Origin of the sequence: Bacillus cereus group sp. BfR-BA-01441, from assembly GCF_022663075.1 — a bacterium.
GTDB lineage: Bacteria > Bacillota > Bacilli > Bacillales > Bacillaceae_G > Bacillus_A > Bacillus_A cereus.
In genome coordinates, this window is record NZ_JAKUEU010000088.1 from 1 (window position 1) to 19532 (window position 19532).

Sequence of the window (19532 nt, forward strand, 5' to 3'; positions counted from 1 at the left end):
AACATTACAATTTTGTAAGGTAAAAAATGCACCTACAAAGTTGTGCACGAAATGTCGGATGGAGCTATTTCGTTCCTGCTATTCTATGTACAGAGGAGGTCATAATATGGATTCACTTAAAAATATGAATGCTGCAATGCAGTATATCGAAAACAACCTTACACATGAAATTGATTTTAAAGAAGTCGCAAAAATAGCTTACTGCTCCGAATATCATTTCAAGAGAATGTTTTCTTTTTTAGCTGGCATATCACTATCAGAATATATTCGCTGTAGACGTCTTACTCTCGCTGCCTTTGAACTAAAAAACAGCAATGTAAAAGTCATTGATATCGCTATAAAATATGGATACAACTCACCAGATTCATTCGCTCGTGCATTTCAAAACTTGCACGGTATAACACCTTCAGAGGCCCGAAATAGTAGCCATTCTTTGAAGGCTTATTCACCAATGACCTTCCAATTATCCATTCAAGGAGGAAATGAAATGAACTATCGAATTGAAGAAAAAGAGCCCTTTCGAATTATAGGTATTACAAAACGAGTACCAATCGTTTTTAATGGTGTAAATGAAGAAATTGCTTCTATGTGGAAAAGTTTAAACCCAGAGTCCATTGAAATGTTAAAGTCACTTTCAAACATGGAACCGAATGGAATTATTAGTGCTTCTACTAATTTTTCTGAAGGAAGAATGGAGGAAAAAGGAGAACTTGATCACTATATTGGAGTAGCCACAACAAAGGATTGTCCAGAGCAGTTTAAACAACTCGAAGTCGTAGCTTCAACATGGGCTATATTCGAAGCTGTCGGTCCATTTCCTGATGCACTACAAAATGTATGGGGACGTATTTATTCTGAATGGTTCCCTTCTTCGAACTATGAACTAGCGGAAGGACCGGAAATATTGTGGAATGAACAGAAAGATATATCTTCTCCAAACTTTAAAAGTGAAATTTGGATACCGGTTTTGAAGAAGTGATAAAAAAAAACAAAGCTGCTCTTCCCTAAAAGGAAAAGCAGCTTTATTTACATTTTCAACTCTTCTTTATAAATACTATATGACTTTATTGTTGATACGATAATACATATTAATATGATTCCAATCCCCATAAAAATATTAAATGGATCTGGAAGCAAAGCCCCGGCATATATACAAAGTGAACCTATTACAAATACCCTCGAAGCAAATCTATGTGTTTTTCTCCAAACTACAGGATTTTCTAATGTCCAGTCCATTCGAATGCCTACTAACCCGTTCGGCTTCGTTTGTTGCATGTAATTACCTAGTACAAGAAACAATGTTCCAAGTCCAAAATTAAATGCAATTGAGCCCGATGCAATATAATTAGACGCTGCTAATAGTGCAAATATGTTACATCCAAATCCGATAAAGAGAATGGCATAATTAATCGCTGAAAGAACTTTGGATTGCTGTGTAGACTTATCTTTTATGAATCCAAAAACTAGCCATATCATATAGAGCACTACCATACTACCTATCGAGAATGAACTTGCTTCTATTTTAGAAAAATATCCATCTACTACTCCTGCTGCATTATAATGGCGTGGAATTTGTTCTGGTAAATATGGCCATACAATATACCATCCAATTGCAATGCCACTAATTAAACTCCATGGTAATACGTGTCTTTTCATCCTCTCTCCCCCATAATTTTTTATTAGGCCCCTATTTCTTTTTTATAAGCAATATATGAATATCCCATCGTTAATCCTACTGCACCAATAATAATTCCAACCATTACGAAAGATTTCCACGCCACTGGTGCAAAAACACTTAAAATCATAATGATCCCCAATGCAACAAACACCTTTCCGCTAAAACGATGCGTTTTTCTCCACACTTCTTCGTTACTTAATGTCCACGGTGTTTTTATACCTACAAAGTAGTTTGGTTTACATTGTGGTAAATAGTTTCCGATGACTATAAATAAAATACCCACTAATAATTCCGGCACGCGATTAATGAATAAATTGTATCCTAATCCACTTGTAATAATATCTATATTCCCTACAAATAGTAGCAGTAGTATCCCGTTATTCATCATCATAAAAGCTTTAGAAAACTTCTCGTAGTTCGCTTTCTTTGGATCAATCTTTGGTAACACGTTTAGAAAAATATATAAAACAATCATAATTCCAACCATAGAAAGCATTCCATACAATTTAGAAGAATATCCATCTACTTTACCGCCGCTCCAATGCGTTGCAATTGTATCCGGTAAATGTGGCCAAGCAAACGCCCAAGCTAAACAAGTTATAACAATTAATAAGATTGCAAAAAGATGCTTTTTCATTTCCCCTCTTCCCCCTTATTCGTAAATGTAAACACCCAAGTCAATAAATCTTGAAAGACCGTTGTGTTTAAAGAGTACATAACGAATTGCCCTTTCTTTTCATCTTGAATAAGTTCAGCATTTTTAAGTGCATTTAAGTGGTGTGAAATACTTGGTTTTGTCATATTGAAATGTTCAGCAATCTCACCAGCGGTTAGATCGCCTTCTTTTAATAAGTCTAAAATTTTTCGCCTTGTTGGATCTGCTAATGCTTTGAATGCTTGATTCAATGTCTTTCTTCCTTTCGATAATTAGACATTTAGATATTTATCTAAATATTAAACCAATTACCGTTATTTGTCAATTTCATCCAGCGCCCTTTTTACTTTTCTCACTTTTAACCTATACTGTTTACTAGCTTATCTTTCAACATAATGAAAAGACTTGAAACACATGATACACTATAGCTACAATTGTTTTTTTGAGGAGGAATATACATATGTATAAAATTTTAATCGTTGAAGACGATCCAAATATTTCATCATTACTGCAATCTCACATTCAGAAGTACGGTTATGAGGCTGTGGTAGCGGAGAATTTCGATGATATTATGGAATCGTTTAACGCAGTGAAACCACATCTTGTTTTACTTGATGTAAACTTACCGAAATTCGATGGTTTCTACTGGTGCCGTCAAATTCGTCATGAATCTACTTGTCCAATTATTTTCATTTCAGCGCGTGCTGGTGAGATGGAACAAATTATGGCAATTGAAAGCGGTGCGGATGATTACATTACAAAACCATTCCACTACGACGTTGTAATGGCAAAAATTAAAGGACAATTACGCCGTATTTACGGTGATTATGCACCAAATATTTCTGAACGTATCGTTGAAGTAGAAGGTTTAAAACTATTCCCTGAACGTCCAGAAATTCATTTTGGATCTGAACAAGTTCTTTTAACGAAGAAAGAGGCAATTTTAGCAGAAATGTTATTATCTAAATTCCCTCGTACAGCGAGCCGTGAAGATTTATTAGCTGCGCTTTGGGATGACGAAAGTTTCGTTGAGGAAAATACATTAAACGTAAACATTACACGTCTTCGTAAAAAGTTTAATGAGCTTGGCATTGAGAACTCTATTGAAACAGTACGTGGACTTGGATATCGCTTTAACGCAACTTGGAGTGAATAAGCATGAAGCTATTTTTACGTGATCATTTTGCATTTTTTCTACTGTACGTATTAAACTTCGGTATCATTTTCGTTCTTTATGATGCAGTAGACGGATTTCAAAATAATAAATTTTACTTCGTCGTTTTAAGTTTATACTTATTTATTTGTTTCCTCGCTTATCGTTACGTTCGCAATCGTAGAATGTACCATAGATTAAGTGAGCAACCAGAAAAAATGGAAGATGCGTTTATTGAAAGAGCAACTGCTCCGATGCCTCACGGTGTCAATGAACTCGTACGTACGCAGTACCGTCTATTCCAAAAAGAACTACAATCGTATGAAGTAAAACAACAAGAACATCAATTATTCATTAACCATTGGGTACATCAAATGAAGACACCTGTTTCTGTTATGCAGCTTATGGTGCTAGAAATGGAAGACGAGCATTTAATTCCAAAGTTTAAAAAAGAATTAGAGCGTCTAAACCAAGGACTTGATATGGCTTTATACATGGCTAGGTTAAATAACTTCCATGAAGATTTCCATGTCGAGACGATTTCATTAAAAGATACGGTAACAAAAAATATTAACGGATTAAAAGAACTATTCATTCGTAATGGTGTCTTCCCTGTTTTAGAAGTCCATTCTGATTTAAAAGTTGCTTCTGATGCGAAATGGCTAAAATTTATCATCTATCAGTTAATGACAAATGCTGTTCGTTACTCTGGGGAACGCGGAAAGAAGGTATTCTTATCTGCTTACCGAAACGGAAAAGATATTATTTTAGAAGTTCGCGATGAAGGTGTTGGTATTCCGCAAGAAGATATTCGAAGAGTATTTGAACCATTTTACACTGGGAAAAACGGTCGCGCATTCGGAGAATCTACTGGTATGGGCCTTTATATTGTAAGTAAAATTTGTGATTATTTAGGTCACTCTGTCAAACTAGATTCTGAAGTTGGTAAAGGAACGACGATTAAAATCATCTTCCACAACGCTGCAAATAATCAAGCAGAACATACGGAGAAGGTGACCGAAGCATGATCGTAACATATGCAAGCAAAATGTATGAGAACTCACTCTCATACATTTTTTGCAATACAACTACTTCTATATCTTCTAGCCGGAGGTATAATCTATGACATTTTGGCAATTTGCATTTAAAAACGTCACGCGCAACTCAAGAGCTTATTTTGCTTACTTTGTAAGTAGCTCCTTTTCCATTGCTGTGTTCTTTTCGTTTGCTGTTTACTTATTCCATCCGAAATTACAAAACTTTGACATGACCTCTGAAATTTCAGGATTAATGATATTTTCAGAAGTAGTAATTGTATTTTTCTCTTTCTTCTTTTTACTATATTCCATTGGTACTTTTTTAAAAGTTAGAAAAAAACAATTTGGTATTTTGACCATTTTAGGAATATCGAGAAAACAATTACATCGTCTTATTTTTATGGAGAATATGTTAATCGGGATTTTATCTATCTTTTTCGGCATGCAGTTTGGAGTTGTTTTTTCTCAATTTTTCTTATTAGTAACAGCCAAACTTACCCATGTTCCAGGAATATATTTATACGGGCCTACTAACGCGTTTATTTTAACAACCATTGTTTTCCTTAGTCTTTTTATCATTGTATCTGCATTCACACCAATGCTTATTCGTACAAAAAAAGCAGTACACCTTTTAAAAACAAATGGTGGAAAACAAAAAGAAAGAAAACCATCCATACTTGTTTCATTATTTGGTGCGATTTGTTTATTTGGTGGTTATGCGTTAGCTGGAAATCCTAAATATTTCGTATCAGTAAGCCCGCAAATCGGTGTTATATATATGGTTTCAAGTATTTTCGTTATCCCAACGCTTGTTACAATTGGAACATATTTCTTCTTTTCACAAATTAGTTTCTTACTTATTTATATTTTAAAGAAAAGAAGGAAGTTTTATATGAAACAGATTAATATGCTTTGGATTTCGGACTTAGCGAGCCGTATTCGAACGAATATTAATATGCTGTTTATTGTAGCGATGCTATCTACAATTGCTTTCACAATGATTACATTTCTATATGGATTCGGGAAATTTATTAAGCTAGAGGTGAATAGAACTTCTCCTTTTCCAATTTCTTATTTTTCTTATGATGCGAACCCTTTTGTTACAGAGCATTTAAATTGGCTTGAGCAACAATTACAAAAAGAGCATTTCCCCTATCAAAAAATAAAAGCTGATATATATGAAACACCACTAAAAGAAGATAAAGATATAGCTATTTATAATGACGTATACGCAATTAAGCAAAGTGACTATAACAAACTTGCAGATTCTTTACGAATGAAACAACTATTTATGGATGATAACGAAGCATATGTGCTAACAGGGACATCTTATAACACCATATTCAACGAATTTGAGCAAAGCTACAAAAGAGATTACATTACACTCTCTAGTACAAATACGAAATTACGAGTGAAAGGCTATGAGCATGTGAATGCAATTCCATCTGGCTTTTCATATCAAACGATAGTTTTGCCTGATGTTATCGTAAATAACTTACCTAGCACCGTAAAGCATATATCAGCATACAATTACAAAATTCAAAACTGGGAACAGACATATGAAATTGCTGATAATTTTATAGAAAAAGTGCAAAAAGATCGAAATAAATCCCAGTATGAAGGACCTCTTATTCGTTCCTTTGAATCAGCAGGATCGTTATACAAAATAACATCAGGCAGTGCTGCATTTTTCCTAATTGGGACATTTTTAGGAGTTATTTTCTTCATTGGAGCTGGTAGCGTTCTTTACTTTAGAATGTATACGGATTTGACGAACGAACAAGAGAAATATATAACGATTTCTAAAATCGGTGTAACAGATACAGAGATGAAACGATCTGCAACCATTCAACTTAGTATTTTATTTTTCATTCCGTACATTATGGCATCCATTCATACAATGTTTGCAACAAAAATGCTACAAGATGTAATTGGTTTATCTCTGTTCAAAGAGGTTTCAGCCGTTCTTATTATTTTTGGATTCGTTGAAATCGTATTTTTCATATTCATTCGTTCACTTTATATGCAAAAATTATCACAATACACGAGTGGACAAAATATTTAAAACAAACTTGATGAAAAGAGTATTTCTTATGCTCTTCTCATCTTCACCCTATCAGGAGGTTCAGGTGAATGACATTTTGGCAGTTTGCATTTAAAAACGTGACCCGGAACGCCAGAGCTTATTTCGCCTATTTTGTAAGCAGTGCGTTCTCCATCGCAATCTTTTTCTCATTTGCAGTTTATTTATTTCATCCTAAATTGCATATGACAGACGTGAATTATTCTCTGAACATATTAATGACAATTTCAGAAGTTGTCATTGTGTTCTTTTCATTTTTCTTTTTACTGTATTCAATCGGGACCTTTTTAAAAGTACGAAAAAAACAGTTCGGGATTTTAACAGTACTTGGCATATCTCAAAAACAATTAAAGCGACTCATATTTATAGAAAATATGTTAATTGGTGCTCTTTCTATATTTTTTGGCATTCAACTTGGAGTTGTCTTTTCACAGTTCTTTTTATTAGTTACCGCCAAAATTACACACGTACCTGGTTTATATTTATATCCGCCTACAAGTGCTATCGTTTTAACTATCATCATCTTTCTTGGGCTCTTCATTCTCGTATCATCTTTTACACCGATGCTCATTCGTACGAGAAAAGCCGTACGTCTTTTAAAAGAAGGAACACAACAAAAAGAAAGAAAAGCATCCGTGCTCATCTCTCTATTTGGTGCGACGTGTTTAATATGTGGATATGCGTTAGCCGCAAATCCGTTGTATTTTATGTCGCTAGGTGACATCATTGGGCTTTTATACGCCGTCTCTAGTATATTTGTCATCCCATCGCTTATTGCAGCTGGAACATACTTTTTCTTTTCACAAATTAGTTTTTTACTTATTCGTATTTTAAAAACGCGAAGAACGTTTTATATGAAACGAATTAATATGCTTTGGATTTCGGATTTAGCAGCGCGCATTCGGACAAACATTAACATGCTCTTTATTGTAGCGATGCTATCAACACTCGCTTTTACAATGATTACATTCTTATACGGTTTTGGGAAATTTACAAAGTTTGATGCAATTAGACAAAACCCTTTCCCGTTTACGTATTTATCGCATACTGAAAATACATTAGCTGATGAACATTTAAACTGGTTAGAGCAGAAATTTAATGAAGGGCACTTTACTTATACAAAATTTAAAACGGATATATATGAGGTATCTTCAGCTGAAGATAACACGCAGCTCTATTACGCAATTAAACAAAGTGACTATAATGTACTTGCTAAAGCATTAAATTTGGAAAAACTCACGGTAAATAAGAATGAATCTTATATTCTTATGAAAGACTTAGATGATCAAGTTATTGGAACACTTCACAATGAAGAAAAGAAAAATACTCTTACACTTACTCAAAACAATTTACAACTACAAGTGAAAGAATATAAAAGTTATAGCCCATTCCCAAACAGCTTAATATACCAATTACTCATACTATCTGATGAAAATGTAGAATCCTTATCCACAGTTTCCAAACAAATGAGTGTATATAACTTCAAAGTTACAGATTGGGAAAAAGCACATAATATCGGTTCATCGTTTATAACAAAAATTGATAACGATAATGCAGCAATTCAAGCAGAGCACCCACCTTTCCATGCAAGTGAAGCGAGCGATTCTCTATATAAGAAAAAACTAAATGTTGCCTCATTCTTCTTAATTGGTACTTTCTTAGGTGTTATTTTCTTTATCGGTGCTGGTAGTGTTCTTTACTTCCGAATGTATACAGATTTAACAAATGAGCAAGAAAAATATATAACGATTACGAAAATTGGCTTAACTGAGACTGAAATGAAACGTTCAGCGACAATTCAGCTTGCGATTCTTTTCTTCGTGCCTTACATTATGGCATCAATCCATACGATGTTTGCGACAAAGATGCTACAAGAAATATTACATCTCTCGTTCTTCGCTGAAATTACAGTCGTACTTATGATTTTTGGAACAGTTGAAATTTTATTTTTCCTTTTAATTCGTTCCTTTTATATGCAAAAATTATCACAACACATTAAGTTTTAAAAAGTAGAAAGGTGATTACTATGGAAGAAGTATTACACATAAAAAACGTCTCAAAAGTATATGAGGGAAAAGTCCCTCATACTGCTTTAAAAAATATAAATTTACACGTGGATAAAGGTGAATTCGTTGCCATTATGGGACCATCTGGTAGCGGGAAATCTACATTTTTAAACGTTATCTCTACAATCGATTCTCCGACTTCTGGTGATGTCGTGATTAACGGAAAAAAACCGCACACATTTCGTAGAGAGAAGTTAGCTATTTTCCGCCGCCAAGAGTTAGGATTTGTTTTCCAAAACTTTAACCTACTAGATACACTAACAATCGGTGAAAATATCGTACTACCTTTAACATTAGATAATGTTCCATTAAAAGAAATGGATGAAAAGCTTGATAACATTTCAAAAAAGCTTGGAATTGATCATATTTTGGACAAGCGTATTTTTGAAGTTTCCGGGGGACAAGCACAGCGTACCGCAGTAGCACGTGCTGTCATTCATCATCCTTCACTTCTACTTGCCGATGAACCGACAGGAAACTTAGATTCAAAAGCGGCAATTGACGTAATGGAGCTATTTACGAAATTAAATAAAGAAGAAGATGCAACGATTTTAATGGTTACCCATGATCCGTTTGCAGCAAGTTATTGTAACCGTGTTATTTTTATTAAAGATGGAGAGCTTTACAATGAACTACACCGCGGATTATATCGCGAGAAATTTTATCAAGAAATATTAGATGTTCTAGCATTATTAGGAGGAAGACGTGGATGACATTTTGGCAATTCGCATTTAAAAATGTCTCACGTAATTCGAAAGCATATTTCGCCTACTTTGTAAGTAGTGCGTTTTCTATCATGGTTTTCTTTTCATTTACTGTATACGCGTATCACCCGCGGTTACAGAGTGTACAAAGCTTTCAAGATCGGGATCCTCTAATGAATTTAGCTAGTACAGCACAGCTTGTGATTGTTATGTTCTCGTTCTTCTTTCTCTTATATTCAATTGGAACATTTTTAAATGTACGGAAGCAGCAATTCGGGATACTCACCATTCTCGGTATCTCACAGAGACAATTAAAGAGACTGTTATTTACTGAAAATATGATAATCGGGATATTGTCTATCTTTATCGGCATTCAAGGTGGACTTGTATTTTCTAACTTTTTCTTATTAGTCACTTCGAAATTAACAAATGCGAAAGGTCTCTATTTATATTGGCCAACAGAAGCGATTATCGTTACAACCGTAACGTTTATCATCTTATTTTTAATCGTTTCTACATTTACACCAATGTTTATTCGTACTCGAAAAACAACGAAGCTTATTAAGGGCGTTAACAAAGAGAAGAGCGAAAAAAAACCATCTATACTGATTTCACTATTTGCTTTAACTTGTTTAGGACTATGCTATTATATTGCTGGTTATCCGCAAGGCTACATAACGGAAAAAAATGCACAAAATGGATCTGTATTCTTAATTATGCTATCTATTTTACCGCTTGTAGTAGTTGGGACGTATTTATTTTTTTCACAAACATTTCTTCTCTTTATCTATATTTTAAAGAAACGAAGAAAGTTTTATTTAAAACAAATAAATATGTTATGGATTTCAGATTTAGTTTCTCGTACACGCAGTAATATTAATGTACTCTTTATTGTTTCTATGCTATCTGCACTTGCATTTACAATTATTATCGGGTTATTTGCTGCAAACAATAATACGAAAGCACCCATACTAGAACGATATCCAATACCATTCACCTATACATCAGAAGGTGTTAATGCATTTGAACAAAAGCATATTACTACGATTGAAACTGAACTTACAAATGCTAATTTTCAATATGACAAATATAAATTTACCGTTTTAAAAGATACAGCTTCAAAAGAATCAATTGCCATTATGAAAATGAGTGATTATAACGCAATAGCACAGCAATTAAACAGACCAAAAATCACTCTCGATTCTTCACAAGTTTATAATATTTCTCGCTATTCACCAGTGTTATTAAATCTCGTGTCTAACCCATTTGCGAAGCAGAACACGATTACACTTGGCTCTAATAAAAAGGAATTTCAAATTAAAGGTTTTATTAATAGAGGAATTGAGCCTCCCTTTGCATTACCTCACTTAATTGTGATGCAAGATGAAGTAATTGAAAATATGATTCCTCATATTGAAACAATTACAGTCTATAACTACTTCGTGGAAAATTGGGAAAATGCAATTGTCCCAACAAAAAATATATTAAAAAACTTAAATCATGATGCAGAAACCTTGTATGAAGCACATAAAAATGAAGAAGATTTCATTAAACCATTTTATATTTATACAGCTACGGATGAACTCGTTCATAGTAAAGGAAATGCAGTCGCTCAATTCTTTATTTGGGCATTTCTCGGCTTTATTTTCTTTATCGGAGCAGCTAGTGTTTTATATTTCCGTATGTATAATGACTTAACAACTGAAAGACAAAAGTATATTACGATTACAAAGCTTGGCTTAACTGAATCAGAAATGTTTCGCTCTGCAACGATTCAATTAGGAATTTTATTTTTCGTTCCTTATGTCGTTGCTGGTGTTCACACATTATTTGCGGTTAAGTTTTTACAAAGCATGTTTTCTTTCTCCTTATTAAAAGAGACATGTATCGTACTCACCTTTTTCGGGATTATCGAGATCATTTTCTTCTTCTTAATCCGTTCTCTTTACATTAATAAATTATCACAGCATATAAAAATATGAATAAAATAGCCTTGTGCAATATGCACAAGGCTATTTTCAATAGTTTTTAATAATTAGCAGCAATATCCGCCGTAGCCGCCAGCATAACCGCCATAACCACCATAGCCACAACCGCCGCCTCCGCCGAAGCAGCTAGCACCGATGATAATTAATAAAATAAACAATACAATTAGAAGCGCAAAACCGCCTCCGCAACCATGTCTGCGGTTACAATCATCATGTCTGTGTTCACACTTTTCGCTCATTACCCTATTCCTCCTTTAGTATCATTCATAACAAGTTCACCTTGCTCTAAATGAGGGGATTCCATTTATATTATGTTTTCAGGGCGAATAGGAAGCTTGGCTTACCTAAAAACGGGCTTGTTTTAGGAATTGGGCTTTATTAAAAAGCGAATGAGCCTTATCCAGATGTAAGTATAAAACATTTGACATACTCTTAATTTCTTACTAATATTTAATTGAACGATCAATCAATTTTTTGATTATACATTCAAATTATATAAATCAGGAGTTGAATAGCGTGACTGATTCTTTTATTGCAGAGGCTAGGCGTGAACAAATTATTCTTGCATGTATTGATACATTAGAAGAGGTTGGATATAACAACTTAAGCTTAACGAAGGTGGCAAAAAAGGCTAAGATTAGTACCGGACTTATTTCTTATCATTTTAATGATAAGCTTTACCTTATGAATCGCACATTACAATTTTTAGTTGCCAAGCAACATGAATTTATTAGTAATCGAGTGCTATTAGCTCAATCTGAAATAAATAAACTAGAGGCTTTTATTGAAGCGCATTTGGCTTATCAAGAAACTCATTACAAAAATAATATTGCCTTAATTGAGATTGTCTTTAATGCAAGAAATGAAGAGAACGTTCCTTATTACAGAATCGAAGACGACGAAGAGGAGGATGCTCTTAGAACGATGTTATTAGATATTTTGAAGACTGGTCAACAAAATGGCGTGTTTTCCGATTCTTTCCAAACCGACACATTAGCTTCATTTATTTTAGGAGCAATCGAAGAAAGAATGCTGAAGGCAAATTCATCTATATCCATAGAAAATTACTCAGATGAGCTCATAAAAATGGTGAAGAAACTCACTGTTTAAATATGCCTTGATTAAAAAAATATATATGAAAGGATGAACTACACATGAAAAAGGCATCTGTCATTGGATTAGGTTTTTTAGAAAAATTACTTGCTATAGTAAGTCCAATCCTTTTAGGCGTTATTGGATATTTTTCACCTAAATTAATAGAGATTATAAAAAAGATTCCTCTCTTTTCTGATTCAAAAATTATAGAACTTTTAAATTTTATTAATCCCTTCTGGCTTCCTATTATCCTCATGCTAATTGGTGTTATTGCAGGAATTTTATTTTCTTTAATTATTTATAGTGAAGCTTTAAAAATGAACATTACTTCGGAAAGCATTCACGTGAATAAGGACGATCAAAAGAAACAAATCACCAGATTAAATGTAAAAGCCGTTTTTGTAGATAAGCGTCAAGTGGTTATCATTGATCAAGAAGACCGAGAATGGTTACGTGAAACATCTGACATTACCCCAAGCAAAATTAAAGATACTTTCTTAATGCACGGCTTCCCCTGGGTGGAACAAGATCCTTATAAACATGAGTATAGCTTATGGAAATTAGAGGATGAGCGATTTAATAAAAGCATAAATACTATTTTGTATGAAAGACGCAATGCCCTTCGAGAAGGAAACTCTAAAAAAAAGAAGCATTTACGCAAAGATTTGAATGAGCTAGGAGTCTTTGTCAAAGACGATGGAGAAGATCAGTATGTCCGTTCCATTAAGTAATAGAAAGCACAAAAAACGAATAAAACCTACAGAGAAATTACATTTCCTCTGTAGGTTTTATTCGTTTAAATCTGATCTCCTCTCCTAAAGAAACATATTCAACAAAAGAGCAAAACCAAATGCAATAAATGATAACAATGTCTCGAGTACCGTCCACGTTTTAAACGTTTCCTTCACCGTCAAACCTAAATACTCTTTTACAAGCCAGAACCCTGCATCATTTACGTGAGAAAACATTAATGAACCTGCACCGGTTGCAATAACGAGAAGCTCTAAATTCACACCAGACATGTGCTGAATAACTGGTGAAACAATCCCTGCTGCTGTCGTTAATGCTACTGTAGCTGAACCTGTTGCAATTCGAATTAAACCAGCTACCATGAAAGCTAATACGATTGGTGATAACGAAATATGTTCTGCCATTTGTGCAATAGCTGTTCCAACGCCGCTTTCAATTAATATTTGTTTAAATCCACCGCCTGCACCAATTATTAAAATAATAGAACCGACAGGCAATAAACTTTCATCTGTTAATTTTTTAATCATCTTTTTATTAATACCTTGTTTGATACCAAGTAAATAAAATGCTGCGAAACATGAAATAAGTAAGGCGATTACTGGACTTCCTATAAACACGAAAAATTCAGTCAATTTTTTCGGTAATGAAATATATGGTGCAACTACTGATAAAATCATCAATACAACTGGTAGTAAAATAATAAAGAATGAAACTTTACGACTTGGCAAATCAGTTGAGACAGTCGTAACCCGAATAAGCTCTGGTTCATTTTCAGGTATCACCCTTTTATGTACCCACTTTGCAAATATCGGTCCTGCGATAATGGCTGTTGGTAACGCGATAATTAATGAATATAAAAGTACCTTTCCTAAGTTCGCGTTATAAATACCGATTGCTGTCATCGCCCCTGGATGCGGAGGCACGAGCCCGTGAACAATAGATAATCCTGCAATGACAGGTAACGCAATTAATAATATATTTTGCTTCGTCGTTTTTCGAATGGAAATAACAAGTGGTAATAAAATGACGATCCCCACTTCAAAAAACACTGGAATCCCTATAACAAATCCTGCAAATAACATAGCCCAAGGTAGTTTCTTTACACCGAAAAATCGAATAAAGAAATCTGCCACTTGCATGCCGGCCCCTGAATCGGACATCATTTTCCCTAAAATTGTTCCGAGAGCTAAAATACCAACTAAATGCCCTAGTACACTACCAACACCAGTTTCATAGGCAGTCACTATTTTCGTTAAGTTCAGTCCAGACATGATAGCTAAAAACAAACTCGCAACTGTTAAACTAATAAATGCATGCCATTTCCACCATGATACCCCTAAAATAACAATCGCAATTGCAAGTAACGTGACGATTAATAAGTATATATCCATCTCCCATTCTCCTTACTTTATAAAAAAAGAGGGAAAATCCCCTCTTTTTTATACGTCATAATTCACTACATAATGCTGCATTTCTGTATTGTAGTAGCCTTCGCTATATTCAATTACTTCGCCAACTTCATCGTAAGAATAACGCATGCGTTTTAATAGCGCTGTCCCCTCTTTTTCACCTAGCGCTTCTGCAACGAAACTAGGCGCGAGTCCAACAGCGAATTCATCTCTGAAGTTTTCTAAATGAATACCTCGGTCTTCAACTAAATCATAAAGCGATTGCAAGTCAAAATCCGATAAATCTGAACTTGCCATTCCTGCTGAGAAATAGTGCGTATAATGAATGTACGGTGCATCATTTAACGTATATAAACGTTCAATACGAAAACTCTCCTTACCGAATAATCGAAATGGCACTGTTCCTTCTTCATTCTGCACAATTTCTGCTTTTAGCAATTTCTTCTGTACTTTATATCCTTCTTCCACTAACACTTCAGTAAATTTCTTACCCTTTGACAGTTTTGTCGCAGAAGTATTGCGGATGACTTTCGTTCCTTTACCGCTTTTCTTTTCCAAATATCCTTCTTGAGCGAGTTCTTTAATCGCATTTCGCACTGTAATTTTACTCACTTTGAACTCTTCTTCTAACTGCGGTTCGGAAGGGATATTCGTATGAATCGCATATACACCATGCAATATTCGATCACGAATAATATTTTTTATTTGCAAATATAATGGTCCTTTTTTTCTCGTTACGTTCACCGTTACACCCACTACCTTTCTACATCACCTACTGATGCCGTCATTGCCCGAAGTATATCCTTCTCTGATGACATTGGCGTATCACCGACGATTGTATGTGCTAGCATTCCAGCTGCTGACGCAAATGAAACAGCTTTCTCTGGTGCGAACTCCTTTATCTCGCCATGAATAATTCCGCTCGTATAAGCATCTCCAGCACCTATTCTATCATATACAGAAAACGTAAGTGTTTTTGCAAAAGTGAACGTTCCATCTTTACATATAAACCCGCGAAGCGAATGTGTATTATCACTGTTAATAGAGCGATGAGTACCAGCGATTGTAGCGATATGATACGTTTCAGCTACCTTTGGAATAAGATCAACAAGTTGCGCCTCTCGCTCCGTTTCTTCGGTTTTTATTCCTAAAACAAACATTGCATCTTTTTCGTTCATCATAACGATATCAGCAAGTCCCAGCATTTCTTCATAATGCGGTTTTGCCTGTTCATATCCGTCTTCTCCCCAAAGTGATGGACGATAATTACAATCAAAAACGACGGTTCCTCCGTTTTCTTTAACTGCTCTCGCTAAAGACTTCATATGATGGCGCACCATATCATTCATCGCAAGTGTAATACCGCAAAAATGAACGATATCAATTTCCTTAGCAATTTCTTCAAATTGGTATATCTCTTCAGACGCCGTATTGAAGCTACTTTCTAGTCGATTCGAATACGTAACGCGGCTTGCACGTGCACCGAATCCATTTTCTAAAAAATACATACCTACATATTTACCACCTCTTGAAACAAGAGAAGTTTGAATTCCTAACTTTTGAATGTAAGATACAGCTGCATCTCCAACCGAATTTTCCGGTAAAGTTGAAATAAGAAGCCCTTCATGCCCTAAGTGAGAAAGTGCCGCTGCAACGTTCACACCTGTACCTGAAAATGAGTAATTTAACGTGTTAGCTTGCGACAACAATTCATATCCAGGTACTTGCAGGCGCATCATTACTTCGCCGAACGCTGCAATTTTCTTACGCATATTGATCAACTAGCTTCTTCACGACTGCTAATAATTCACGCACATCTTCTACTTTCGTGTTACCAGTTTCTTTATCAATAATAGAAGAGTACACGTGCGGGATAACTTGCTCTACGTTTGCTTCAAGCGCAATACGTACAATTGTTTCGAAGTTTTCTTTATCAATTCCGCCTGTTGGCTCTAATGCGAATCCTTCTTCCGCACAAGCTTTCGCAACTGCACGATATTCTTCTTCATGAGCTAGCCCTTTCATCGGGAAGTACTTCAATGAATTTCCGCCCATATCACGTACAAGTGCGATCGCTGTTTTAATTGGAACGATTGCTTTTTCTTCTCCAGCCGCACTAATTGGGCCAGTAGAAATATTTACGTAACCTACTTTTCCTGTTGGCGATACTAAACTATTAATCCAGCTATCTTTTTCGCCAAGATTTGCACGTGTCGCTCCAACTGAAGGGAACACTTGGTTAATATGGCTGCCAGGATAATGCTTCGCAATTTCAGCGACAACTGCCGCTTGGCGATTATCTCCTGCACCTAGTCCGATTGATACAGCGTCATCAATTTCTTTTCCATATGCTTTCATCGCTGTAACAGCTTCTTCTACAGTTGCATAATCTTTTGATAAAACACCTACTACTACATATCCTTCTGCTGCTTCAAAAATATCTTTCGCATTTTGGATATTGTTTGCCAATACATTTAATGCTACGCGGCCTTTATAAAAACGTTTTTGAATGTTTGTCATTTTAGTTTCCCCCTACAATTTCTCTCATTTTTTCTTCAATTACATGTATGTCATCACCTTGAAGTGGACGTGGATCGATATCAAAGAACCCTTGTCTTACTCCGTAATCACGTGTGTAAATTGCAATTTCCCCGTCGCGTAATGCAGCCACAACGTCTTTTGCCGATTTATTTAACTCTTTTTCGTTAATATGAATACGTGCTCTAAAGATTGCTCTTCCAGCTTCATCTTGAACGATCGTTACATTTACACCCTTTAATTCTTTTAGCGGCATAAGTACTTGTAGCAATTCTTTTTCTTGCTCGCTCTTATCTTCTTTTACTCCGTACTCATCAAGCGCTTGAAGTAAGCCAAATGTTGTTTCTTTCCCAACCTTCATACTTCTTCCAATGCAATGTAATTGCACTTTCAGCCACTCAATATATTTTCGTTTCCCGCCAACAATACCAGAAGTAGGTCCTTCAATCGCCTTTGAACCGCTATAAATAGCAAGATCTGAATACTTCACATATTTTTGAATGTCTTCTTCAGCTGCTGCATCCACGACAAGCGGTACGTTATTTCGCTGCGCAACTTCCCATGCTTCTTCAACAGAAATCATATTTTTTTGCACTGCATGATGTGATTTCACATACAGAATCGCTGCTGTATTTTCACCAATTGCATCTTCAATATGCTCTGCTTTCCCTTCATTTGCATAGCCAACTTCTACAAGTTTACCGCCGCCTAAGTAAATCATCGTTTCAACAGGAGCACCGTATTGAACGTTATGACCTTTTAACATAATCACTTCGTTTTTCGCGATTACTTCTTGATGAAGTCTTTCACTTTTACGGCGATTTCCTTCTGTAACGATACCAGCGATAGAAAGCGCAATTCCGCTCGATGCTGAATTCACAACGACCGCTGCCTCTGAATCTAGAATTCTCGCAATATGGTCTCCTGCTTTATCTACTAAATCAGCAATTTCCACATAATTTTGTCCACCATGTTTCATCGCATCCATTACTGTATCTGTAGGAGCAGATACACCTAAAATACTCATTCTACCGCTCGCATTAATTACTCTTTTTAATCCGTACTTAGCATTCAATGAATGACCCATTAATTACAACCCCTTTTGTATCAATTCTTTTTTTAGCAATGCGCTGGTCCCCTTCTGAATCGATTAACGTAATCTTCTCATCTTTCACCGTAAATAAAGTTAAGTTTGCAATATCGCCTTCTTGAATACGGCCAAGCTCTGGTTTCTTCAGCCACTCTGCCGCATTTTTCGTAACCGCATTAATTACTTCTTCTAGCGGATAACCTAAGTAAAGGAATTTCGAAAGAACGTGAGCCATACTATATACTGGACCGTGTATACGATTCTTTCGGTAAATATCTGTACTAATTGTATTAAAGGCAATACCGTGACGCTTCGCCGCCTCTGCTACTTTAAAAGAAAAACTAGCATTACCATGACCAACATCTAAATGTACGCCGCGATTCACTGCATCTAGTAACACAGGTAGCGGTTTTCCTTCTTCATCAAATAAGTTATTTTCTTTCCCGTTTAAATAATGTGTAATAACATCATCTTTTTCTAAAAGAGGTACAACTTCCTCAATGCGAGGAGGCGCTGAACCGATATGTACCATAATCGGTAATGATGTTTCACGGGATAAAGAGCGCGCTACATGAAGCGGTTCAATTCCACTATCACAAACGACGCTTTTACTCATTCTCGCTTTTAACCCAACGATTACATCTTTATACTTTTCTACTGCTTCTATTACTTTCTCTTTATCTATCCATTCCATATTGGATAATTCATCAATTCGTTTCAAACCGATGCGAGAAATATTTAAAAAGGCAAATAAATTCGTTTTTGCCTGTTCTCTACTTTGTACTAACTCTGCAATACGATCAGCACCGCAGCTACCCGCATCAACAATTGTCGTTACCCCTTGCTTAACACCAATTTCATCCACCTCATCGCCATACGGATCAAACTCTGGAAAAGCATGAACGTGCAAATCAATCCAGCCACTCGATACGTAAGTACCAGAGTAATCAAGAACCTTTCCACCCTCACCAGCACCAGCTTTCGTCACCTGTGCAATTTTATTATTTTCAATTACAATGTCAATCTCTTCCCCGTTCACACGTTTCACATTACGTAGTACGAATCGTTCTGTCATTGTACTTCCACCCTTTTCTATAAGAAGCCGTAAGAATACGCTTACATTAAAGTTTCATTTTATATCTCTTTCACACGTTTAGCGTAACACAAAAAAAGGGAGAAGTAAATATAACGTTATAATGTTTAAAAGCGAATAAAAAGATGCTCCTCCAAAATGCTAATAGTATAGGAAATTATATCAACGATTTTTTGAATATATCTATCATAAC

The 19532-nt window shown here is 35.4% G+C and carries 19 protein-coding genes; 9 read left to right on the forward strand and 10 right to left on the reverse strand.

Annotated elements, in window-relative coordinates; genetic code table 11:
• The first annotated feature begins 106 nt into the window (after window positions 1-106).
• Window positions 107-979, forward strand: a complete 873-nt coding sequence (locus MR107_RS25030) for an AraC family transcriptional regulator (RefSeq protein WP_000377709.1) — start codon at window positions 107-109, stop codon at window positions 977-979.
• Between the two features lie 47 nt (window positions 980-1026).
• Here the strand turns inward: MR107_RS25030 and MR107_RS25035 are convergent, their stop codons facing one another.
• From MR107_RS25035 to MR107_RS25045, 3 genes are read right to left on the reverse strand one after another with little or no spacing between them, the layout of a single operon-like run.
• The gene (locus MR107_RS25035; RefSeq protein ID WP_000820681.1) at window positions 1027-1656 is read right to left on the reverse strand and encodes an SdpI family protein; all 630 of its coding nucleotides are present in this window, start codon (window positions 1654-1656) and stop codon (window positions 1027-1029) included.
• A 23-nt stretch (window positions 1657-1679) separates the two neighbouring features.
• Window positions 1680-2315, reverse strand: a complete 636-nt coding sequence (locus tag MR107_RS25040) for an SdpI family protein (protein ID WP_000716355.1) — start codon at window positions 2313-2315, stop codon at window positions 1680-1682.
• Complete coding sequence (locus tag MR107_RS25045; protein WP_001070523.1) at window positions 2312-2584, reverse strand: autorepressor SdpR family transcription factor; 273 nt, start codon at window positions 2582-2584, stop codon at window positions 2312-2314. Before MR107_RS25045 ends, MR107_RS25040 begins: the two co-directional genes overlap by 4 nt.
• Window positions 2585-2793: 209 nt before the next feature.
• Here MR107_RS25045 and MR107_RS25050 point away from each other — a divergent pair, with 209 nt between their 5' ends.
• From MR107_RS25050 to MR107_RS25075, 6 genes are all read left to right on the forward strand, one after another.
• On the forward strand, window positions 2794-3489 hold the full coding sequence (locus tag MR107_RS25050) for a response regulator transcription factor (protein ID WP_000276738.1): 696 nt from the start codon (window positions 2794-2796) through the stop codon (window positions 3487-3489).
• A gap of 2 nt (window positions 3490-3491) precedes the next feature.
• Entirely contained in the window at window positions 3492-4514 is a 1023-nt protein-coding gene (locus tag MR107_RS25055) for a sensor histidine kinase (protein ID WP_000765341.1), read from the forward strand.
• Window positions 4515-4608: 94 nt separating this feature from the next.
• Entirely contained in the window at window positions 4609-6588 is a 1980-nt protein-coding gene (locus MR107_RS25060; RefSeq protein ID WP_173602655.1) for an FtsX-like permease family protein, read from the forward strand.
• A gap of 68 nt (window positions 6589-6656) precedes the next feature.
• Complete coding sequence (locus tag MR107_RS25065; protein ID WP_078187175.1) at window positions 6657-8612, forward strand: ABC transporter permease; 1956 nt, start codon at window positions 6657-6659, stop codon at window positions 8610-8612.
• A gap of 20 nt (window positions 8613-8632) precedes the next feature.
• A complete protein-coding gene (locus MR107_RS25070; RefSeq protein ID WP_000393250.1) occupies window positions 8633-9385 on the forward strand; it encodes an ABC transporter ATP-binding protein in 753 nt (250 codons plus the stop codon).
• On the forward strand, window positions 9382-11358 hold the full coding sequence (locus MR107_RS25075; protein ID WP_000144940.1) for an FtsX-like permease family protein: 1977 nt from the start codon (window positions 9382-9384) through the stop codon (window positions 11356-11358). Before MR107_RS25070 ends, MR107_RS25075 begins: the two co-directional genes overlap by 4 nt.
• Window positions 11359-11411: 53 nt before the next feature.
• On the opposite strand, the gene MR107_RS25080 is transcribed toward MR107_RS25075, so the two are convergent.
• Window positions 11412-11603, reverse strand: coding sequence for a YjcZ family sporulation protein (locus MR107_RS25080; RefSeq protein ID WP_001290392.1), 192 nt, complete (start codon window positions 11601-11603; stop codon window positions 11412-11414).
• Between the two features lie 277 nt (window positions 11604-11880).
• On the opposite strand from MR107_RS25080, the gene MR107_RS25085 reads away from it, so the two are divergent.
• Complete coding sequence (locus MR107_RS25085; RefSeq protein WP_000132248.1) at window positions 11881-12474, forward strand: TetR/AcrR family transcriptional regulator; 594 nt, start codon at window positions 11881-11883, stop codon at window positions 12472-12474.
• 44 nt (window positions 12475-12518) lie between these two features.
• The gene (locus MR107_RS25090) at window positions 12519-13190 is read left to right on the forward strand and encodes a YqeB family protein (protein ID WP_000710354.1); all 672 of its coding nucleotides are present in this window, start codon (window positions 12519-12521) and stop codon (window positions 13188-13190) included.
• Between the two features lie 84 nt (window positions 13191-13274).
• On the opposite strand, the gene gntP is transcribed toward MR107_RS25090, so the two are convergent.
• Genes gntP through MR107_RS25120 form a run of 6 tightly spaced genes read right to left on the reverse strand, consistent with a single transcriptional unit; the run spans window position 13275 to window position 19321 of the window.
• Window positions 13275-14600, reverse strand: a complete 1326-nt coding sequence (gene gntP, locus MR107_RS25095; RefSeq protein WP_000356166.1) for a gluconate permease GntP — start codon at window positions 14598-14600, stop codon at window positions 13275-13277.
• Window positions 14601-14648: 48 nt separating this feature from the next.
• On the reverse strand, window positions 14649-15374 hold the full coding sequence (locus MR107_RS25100; RefSeq protein WP_000539278.1) for a GntR family transcriptional regulator: 726 nt from the start codon (window positions 15372-15374) through the stop codon (window positions 14649-14651).
• Window positions 15374-16390, reverse strand: coding sequence for a sugar kinase (locus MR107_RS25105; RefSeq protein WP_017656840.1), 1017 nt, complete (start codon window positions 16388-16390; stop codon window positions 15374-15376). The genes MR107_RS25100 and MR107_RS25105 overlap by 1 nt, the downstream gene beginning before the upstream one ends.
• On the reverse strand, window positions 16383-17138 hold the full coding sequence (dagF, locus tag MR107_RS25110) for a 2-dehydro-3-deoxy-phosphogluconate aldolase (RefSeq protein ID WP_000181932.1): 756 nt from the start codon (window positions 17136-17138) through the stop codon (window positions 16383-16385). The genes MR107_RS25105 and dagF overlap by 8 nt, the downstream gene beginning before the upstream one ends.
• A gap of 1 nt (window position 17139) precedes the next feature.
• Entirely contained in the window at window positions 17140-18243 is a 1104-nt protein-coding gene (locus MR107_RS25115; protein ID WP_242292845.1) for a DgaE family pyridoxal phosphate-dependent ammonia lyase, read from the reverse strand.
• Entirely contained in the window at window positions 18221-19321 is a 1101-nt protein-coding gene (locus MR107_RS25120; RefSeq protein ID WP_242292846.1) for an amidohydrolase/deacetylase family metallohydrolase, read from the reverse strand. The genes MR107_RS25115 and MR107_RS25120 overlap by 23 nt, the downstream gene beginning before the upstream one ends.
• Window positions 19322-19532: the final 211 nt, after the last annotated feature.

Coding starts and splice junctions, on each gene's coding strand:
- MR107_RS25075 (WP_000144940.1), top strand. CDS start 9,382: ATGACATTTTGGCAATTCGCATTTAAAAATGTCTCACGTAATTCGAAA.
- MR107_RS25040 (WP_000716355.1), bottom strand. CDS start 2,315: ATGAAAAAGCATCTTTTTGCAATCTTATTAATTGTTATAACTTGTTTA.
- MR107_RS25105 (WP_017656840.1), bottom strand. CDS start 16,390: ATGCGTAAGAAAATTGCAGCGTTCGGCGAAGTAATGATGCGCCTGCAA.
- dagF (WP_000181932.1), bottom strand. CDS start 17,138: ATGACAAACATTCAAAAACGTTTTTATAAAGGCCGCGTAGCATTAAAT.
- MR107_RS25080 (WP_001290392.1), bottom strand. CDS start 11,603: ATGAGCGAAAAGTGTGAACACAGACATGATGATTGTAACCGCAGACAT.
- MR107_RS25055 (WP_000765341.1), top strand. CDS start 3,492: ATGAAGCTATTTTTACGTGATCATTTTGCATTTTTTCTACTGTACGTA.
- MR107_RS25090 (WP_000710354.1), top strand. CDS start 12,519: ATGAAAAAGGCATCTGTCATTGGATTAGGTTTTTTAGAAAAATTACTT.
- MR107_RS25115 (WP_242292845.1), bottom strand. CDS start 18,243: ATGGGTCATTCATTGAATGCTAAGTACGGATTAAAAAGAGTAATTAAT.
- MR107_RS25030 (WP_000377709.1), top strand. CDS start 107: ATGGATTCACTTAAAAATATGAATGCTGCAATGCAGTATATCGAAAAC.
- MR107_RS25065 (WP_078187175.1), top strand. CDS start 6,657: ATGACATTTTGGCAGTTTGCATTTAAAAACGTGACCCGGAACGCCAGA.
- MR107_RS25035 (WP_000820681.1), bottom strand. CDS start 1,656: ATGAAAAGACACGTATTACCATGGAGTTTAATTAGTGGCATTGCAATT.
- gntP (WP_000356166.1), bottom strand. CDS start 14,600: ATGGATATATACTTATTAATCGTCACGTTACTTGCAATTGCGATTGTT.
- MR107_RS25060 (WP_173602655.1), top strand. CDS start 4,609: ATGACATTTTGGCAATTTGCATTTAAAAACGTCACGCGCAACTCAAGA.
- MR107_RS25120 (WP_242292846.1), bottom strand. CDS start 19,321: ATGACAGAACGATTCGTACTACGTAATGTGAAACGTGTGAACGGGGAA.
- MR107_RS25050 (WP_000276738.1), top strand. CDS start 2,794: ATGTATAAAATTTTAATCGTTGAAGACGATCCAAATATTTCATCATTA.
- MR107_RS25070 (WP_000393250.1), top strand. CDS start 8,633: ATGGAAGAAGTATTACACATAAAAAACGTCTCAAAAGTATATGAGGGA.